The sequence below is a fragment of the Bacillaceae bacterium S4-13-56 genome (genome assembly GCA_040191315.1).
Taxonomy (GTDB): Bacteria; Bacillota; Bacilli; order Bacillales; family JAWJLM01; genus JAWJLM01.
Map to the genome: position 1 here is coordinate 1 of JAWJLM010000129.1, position 5844 is coordinate 5844.

General features: G+C 36.9%; 10 protein-coding genes. 8 read left to right on the plus strand and 2 right to left on the minus strand.

Annotated elements, in window-relative coordinates:
* Window positions 1–33: 33 nt before the first annotated feature.
* Window positions 34–306: a hypothetical protein gene (locus RZN25_17905; protein ID MEQ6378682.1), complete on the minus strand. Its 273-nt coding sequence runs from the start codon at window positions 304–306 to the stop codon at window positions 34–36.
* A 1-nt stretch (window position 307) separates the two neighbouring features.
* Window positions 308–580: a ubiquitin-like small modifier protein 1 gene (locus RZN25_17910; GenBank protein ID MEQ6378683.1), complete on the minus strand. Its 273-nt coding sequence runs from the start codon at window positions 578–580 to the stop codon at window positions 308–310.
* Between the two features lie 261 nt (window positions 581–841).
* Here RZN25_17910 and mscL point away from each other — a divergent pair, with 261 nt between their 5' ends.
* The 8 genes from mscL (at window position 842) to RZN25_17950 (ending at window position 5058) form a co-directional block, all read left to right on the plus strand.
* Window positions 842–1318 (plus strand): large conductance mechanosensitive channel protein MscL, encoded by a 477-nt coding sequence (gene mscL / locus RZN25_17915; GenBank protein MEQ6378684.1) that lies wholly within the window; start codon window positions 842–844, stop codon window positions 1316–1318.
* Between the two features lie 120 nt (window positions 1319–1438).
* Window positions 1439–1645 carry a DUF1657 domain-containing protein gene (locus RZN25_17920; protein MEQ6378685.1) on the plus strand — a complete coding sequence of 69 codons (207 nt, stop codon included), beginning with the start codon at window positions 1439–1441 and terminating at the stop codon, window positions 1643–1645.
* A 58-nt stretch (window positions 1646–1703) separates the two neighbouring features.
* Entirely contained in the window at window positions 1704–2114 is a 411-nt protein-coding gene (locus RZN25_17925) for a YhcN/YlaJ family sporulation lipoprotein (GenBank protein MEQ6378686.1), read from the plus strand.
* 14 nt (window positions 2115–2128) lie between these two features.
* Entirely contained in the window at window positions 2129–2614 is a 486-nt protein-coding gene (gene spoVAC / locus RZN25_17930) for a stage V sporulation protein AC (GenBank protein MEQ6378687.1), read from the plus strand.
* Window positions 2608–3624: a stage V sporulation protein AD gene (gene spoVAD, locus RZN25_17935; protein ID MEQ6378688.1), complete on the plus strand. Its 1017-nt coding sequence runs from the start codon at window positions 2608–2610 to the stop codon at window positions 3622–3624. Before spoVAC ends, spoVAD begins: the two co-directional genes overlap by 7 nt.
* Window positions 3621–3971, plus strand: a complete 351-nt coding sequence (spoVAE, locus tag RZN25_17940; protein ID MEQ6378689.1) for a stage V sporulation protein AE — start codon at window positions 3621–3623, stop codon at window positions 3969–3971. The genes spoVAD and spoVAE overlap by 4 nt, the downstream gene beginning before the upstream one ends.
* Window positions 3972–3977: 6 nt before the next feature.
* Complete coding sequence (locus RZN25_17945) at window positions 3978–4184, plus strand: DUF1657 domain-containing protein (protein MEQ6378690.1); 207 nt, start codon at window positions 3978–3980, stop codon at window positions 4182–4184.
* A gap of 13 nt (window positions 4185–4197) precedes the next feature.
* Window positions 4198–5058 carry a DUF421 domain-containing protein gene (locus tag RZN25_17950; GenBank protein MEQ6378691.1) on the plus strand — a complete coding sequence of 287 codons (861 nt, stop codon included), beginning with the start codon at window positions 4198–4200 and terminating at the stop codon, window positions 5056–5058.
* Window positions 5059–5844 lie beyond the last annotated feature (786 nt).

The following is a 5844-nucleotide window of genomic DNA, read 5'->3' on the forward strand; positions in this document are numbered from 1 at the left end:
CTTTTCTTGTTTCGAAGGGCGCTTGCGCTTTTCTTATCCACCAACACGGGTGGTTTTTTGTCTGTATTTACTAACTAATTCTTTAAGGATTTCGTTGGATTCAGCTTGAAAACGGATATTTACTGCGTTCACTTTAAACGCGCTTGTAATTTTAATTTCTTCTTCTGATAAAATTTGTCCACTCCAATGATCTCCAATAAAAATTATTGGGAAATCAAAGGTTCTTTGTTTTCCGCCTAGTTCCTCAAAATACATTTCTAAATGGGTACGATTAATGCCGCGAAATTCCAGGTCCTTGATTGCCATGTTAGCCTCCTGCAACCGGAGGAAAAAGGGCGAATTGATCAGTTTCCTTCACCTTTGTATTTAAGCCCTGTGCATGTATTATATTTTTTCCGTTTATGAAAACATGAACAAAAGGCTTTAAGGTTCGATCCTCTGTAAAAATTTCTTCCTCTAAACCAGGGTATGTAGTAACCATTTTTTCAAGGATATCAATGACTCGATCTCCATCACTCTTGACCTCTACACGGTCTCCACCACAAATCACTCGAAGGTTAGCAAAAACTTTCACCTGCATCAAATTTTGCCCCCTTTCCATCAATATACTAGTAAATATTTTCTCTATTCATGTTTCATTCTCCTTTAAAGTAGATGATTTATTTTAGAGAAATATTCTAACAATTGAACTAAATACAAGAAAAGCAAGGCAAAGATAGGTGACTTAGGTTTTAAAAAGAGAATCGTCTTCCATTTTCATCACCCTTTTTAAAGCTGAACCTAACATAGCTTGTTTACCTTTTTCATAAGCTTATAAAAAGCAAAAAAAAGGGTGATTGTTTTGGGTTTATTGAAGGAGTTTCAACAGTTTGCCATTAAGGGGAGCGCAGCAGATATGGGGATAGGTATTGTATTAGGAGCTGCCTTTAGTGGACTTATTGAGTCTTTCGTTAAAGATATACTGTTGCCACCTTTTGGACTTTTATTTGCCAAAATGGATGTTTCAAACCTCTTTTTAACTTTGAGTGGGGGACATTTTCATACCATTGATGAAGCACAGAAAGCAGGAGCAATAACAATAAACTATGGACTTTTTATCTCTTCCTTTATTCGTTTTGTAATTATTATATTTGTTGTTTTCTTAGTCATCAGACAATTGAACCGTTGGAAAAAGCCTCATCAACATCCTGTGGTCTCTATGTCAAAAAAAGATTGTCCCTATTGTTTTACGTCCATACCATCCCAAGCGATTAAATGTCCAAATTGTGGTTCGGATTTAATAGAAAGGAAAAGGAATAGAAGAATTAATATAAGATAAAGCACATGTTAAATATACATGTGCTTTTCTTTTTCCTAAAAAATGAAAACATAATTATCGTAGTTGTAATACAAACTATAATTGTTGGTTCATTTCATCATAGATTGAGGGGGACAAATAATGACTGCCATTAAAAATGTAAAAACAACTTTAGCCGGTTTAAAGAGTGCCCAAGCAAGTTTTGAAACCTTTGCACTTGGAACAGAAAACCAACAAGCCAAGCAAATGTATCAAGATGCTGCTCAACAAACGCAGGCGATCATTGACAATTTAGAACCACGCGTACAACAGATGGTAGAGGAAGAACCTCAATATAATCAACAATAATTTGTTTAGAAAAGGTTAGCTGTGTTGCTAACCTTTTCTAATCATGGGAGGTGTAAAAATGAAAAAGGGGATTATATTATTCATATTGACTTTCTTCTTGGGAATTTCTGATACAGTGTTGAGTCAAGAACTCGATCACTTTGATCAACACGTATCTGAGGAATCAAAAAAAATACTTACAAAATATGAGGAAGTTACAAATGTACATGCCATTAATGATGACAAATCACTTATTGTTGCTATAGAAATTCACCATCACGATCGACTGCGTTTAAATTCTTTAGAAAAAAAATTTAAAAAAGAAATAGAAGATAAATTCCTGGGTTATGAAGTGACCGTATCTTTAGATAAGAAAATAGTTATGGAAACACATGAGATGGAGAAAAAAATAAAAAACAACACTATAAATAATAAAGACTTATCAAAAAAAATGAAAAAAATTATTGATTTGTCAAATGATAAAGCATAGAAGGGGTGTTAAGGATGGCAAATAATAAAAAAAAGAATTTAACACCTACACAACAACAATATCAAGATTTCCAATCTAAGCGGGAAGTTAAGCGTCCTGTTTTAAAAAATTGTGTAAAAGCTTTTTTTGTTGGTGGAACCATTTGCTTAATTGGACAATTAATTCAAACTTTCTATATTTATAATTTTAATTTTACCGAAGCAAATGCAGGTAACCCGACCGTTGCAACCATGATATTTATATCTATGCTTCTTACAGGATTTGGAGTGTATGATCATATAGCGCAATTCGCTGGAGCTGGAACAGCTGTACCAGTTACGGGTTTTGGTAATTCAGTTATTGCTGCAACCATCGAGCATCGGTCAGAAGGCTTTGTTGTTGGTGTAGGCGGTAATATGTTTAAACTTGCTGGATCGGTCATTATGACTGGTGTTTTTTCAGCATTCGTTGTTGCTTTAATTAAAACAATATTAGTAACTTGGGGTGGGTTATCATGGTAACTTCTCGTCGTACATGGGTGTTTGAAAACGAACCTGTAATTATATCAACGGGAACAACTGGTGGCCCTTTTGAAGCTAAGGGAAATTTCCCTGAGGATTTTGATTTATTGCATGAGGACTTATGGATGGGGCAAGATTCCTTTGAGAAAGCGCACAAAATTTTATTAGAAGAGGCGGCTTTAAGAGCTACAGAAAAAGCAGAGATTACAAAGGATCAAGTTCAGTTATTCCTTGGAGGTGACCTAATTAATCAGATCACTCCAACGAGTTTTGCACTTCGGACTTTAGGAATGCCTTATTTAGGTTTGTTTGGAGCTTGTTCGACTTCCATGGAAGGACTTGCATTAGGCAGTTTTATAGTGAATCACGGTGGAGCAGATTATGTTTTAACGGGAGCATCTAGTCATAACGCCGCAGTTGAAAAACAGTTTCGATATCCAACAGAATATGGGGGGCAAAAACCTCCTACAGCTCAATGGACAGTTACAGGAGCGGGGGTGGGTCTTGTATCAAACAAAGGAGAAGGACCTAAAGTCACTTCTGCCACTATTGGAAAAGTGATCGATATGGGATTAAGTGACCCATTTAACATGGGTGGAGCTATGGCACCAGCAGCTGTAGATACCATTGAAACACATCTAAAGGAACGTAATGTGGATCCATCCTATTATGATTTAATTGTTACCGGAGATTTAGGTCATGTTGGAAGAGAAAATGCATTTGATTTGATGAAAGAACATGGTCTTGCAATTAAAGACGAACAATTCAAGGATTGCGGAATTATGATTTATAAAGAGGACCAGCCAGTCCTTGCAGGTGCAAGTGGTGCTGGTTGTTCTGCTGTTGTATTTTATGGTCATTTATTGAATCGGATGAAAAAAGGGGAACTGAAAAGAATTTTAATGGTTGCTACAGGTGCCTTATTATCCCCATTAAGTAGCCAGCAAAATGAATCTATTCCATGTATAGCTCACGCCGTTTCAGTTGAATACGGAGGTGCTCAATCATGATTTTCTTTTGGGCTTTTGTAATAGGGGGTTTTATTTGTGTGATAGGCCAACTGATGTTTGACGTTGTTAAGTTAACCCCAGCACATACCTTATCGATCTTAGTTGTAGCTGGGTCAATATTAGGGGGCTTTGGTTTATATGAACCCTTGATTTATTTTGCTGGAGCAGGTGCAACAATACCAATTTCCAGTTTTGGTAATTCGCTTGTTCAAGGTGCACTTGAAGAAGCACAAAAACATGGAATTATAGGGGTGATAACGGGAATGTTCGAAGTAACAAGTTCAGGTATATCAGCAGCTATAATTTTCGGGACTATCGCAGCGTTAATATTCAAACCAAAAGGGTGATGAATGATGACAGTAGGTGCAAACGTAAAGCAGTGCCTAGCGACAATTAAAGGTATAGAGGCAAGCTTATCTACGTTAGCCATAAATACTTCTAGTGAACAAGATCAACAGATTCTTCACGAAGAAATGATGAATATTGGGCAGGTAAAAGAGGATTTAATGGCAAGAGTTCGTCAACTTGAGCAACAGGAAGACCAATATAAAGGTTTTTAGGAGGTGTAAAAAGATGCCGGATTGGATTCATGTTATCCTTCGTGCACTCTTTTTTGTGGCCTTATTTTTTGGCGTTACAAAATGGTTCGGAAAAAAACAAATGTCAGAGTTATCATATTTCGAATTTGTTGTTGGGATTGCTATAGGGAGTGTGGGAGCATTTTATGTTCTAGGAATCGAGAATTCATTTGCCCATTCCATATTAGCAGTTCTGGTGTTTGGGGGAGTACCTTTTCTGCTAAGCATATTATCATTAAAGAGTAGAAAAGTAAGAGATGCTACAGAAGGAAAAGCAACTGTTTTCATCAAAGATGGAAAAATCATGGAGGATAATTTAAAAAAGAAGCAGTTTACAACAGATGCTTTGCTACGACAACTTCGAACAAAGAATATTTTTCGAACAGCTGATGTTGAATTTGCGGTATTAGAGCCTGGTGGGTCTCTGAGTGTTATGTTAAAGAAGAAAGCACAGCCAATTACATCCACTGATTTAGGGATCAATGCCCCCAATGTTAAAGAACCCCACACTGTAATAATGGATGGGGAGATTCTAGATGACTCTTTGGCTTCTGCAGGAAAAAACCGCCAATGGGTAGAAGATGAACTCTCTAAGCTTGGGATTTCAATAGAAAATGTTTTTCTTGGTCAAGCAGACTCCAACGGACAATTAACAGTAGATATTTATGATGATAAAATTCAAATTCCATCACCTCAACAAAAGCCTTTATTACTAGCTTCCATGAAGAAGAGCCAAGCTGACTTAGAACTGTTTGCATTGGCAACGGAAGACCAAGCAGCTAAAGAGATGTATGAAAAAAATGCGAAGGTTATGGAAAGTTCCATTGAAAGGCTGAAACATTTATTGCAAGATTAAACGGTAAGGGGAATTAGTAGCCTGGTTGGATGCTAATTCCCCTTTCTAAACTTTTGGCGCAAAAATAAAGTTATATGCTCATTCCAAGGAATTTATGCGCGGTTTCCTTGATCACTTGAGCAGGGACAAAAGTGAAAAAAAAGCTGTTTATAATTGAGTTTGGGTGGTGGAGCAGGGACAAAAGTGAATAAAAAGCTGTTTATAATTGAGTTTGGGCGGTGAAGCAGGGGGAAAAGTGAATAAAAGCTGCTTATAATTGAGTTTGGGCGATGAAGCAGGGACAAAAGTGAATAAAAAGCTGTTTATAATTGAGTTTGGGTGGTGAAGCAGGGACAAAAGTGAATAAAAAGCTGTTTATAATTGAGTTTGGACGGTGGAGCAGGGACAAAAGTGAATAAAAAGCTGTTTATAATTGAGTTTGGGCGATGGAGCAGGGACAAAAGTGAAAAAAAGCTGTTTATAATTGAGTTTGGGCGGTGAAGCAGGGAGAAAAGTGAAAAAAAAGCTGTTTATAATTGAGTTTGGGTGGTGGAGCAGGGACAAAAGTGAATAAAAAGCTGTTTATAATTGAGTTTGGGCGGTGGAGCAGGGACAAAAGTGAATAAAAAGCTGTTTATAATTGAGTTTGGGCGGTGGAGCAGGGACAAAAGTGAATAAAAAGCTGTTTATAATTGAGTTTGGGCGGTGGAGCAGGGACAAAAGTGAATAAAAAGCTGTTTATAATTGAGTTTGGACGGTGGAGCAGGGGAAAAAGTGAATAAAAAGCTGTTTATAATTGAGTTTGGG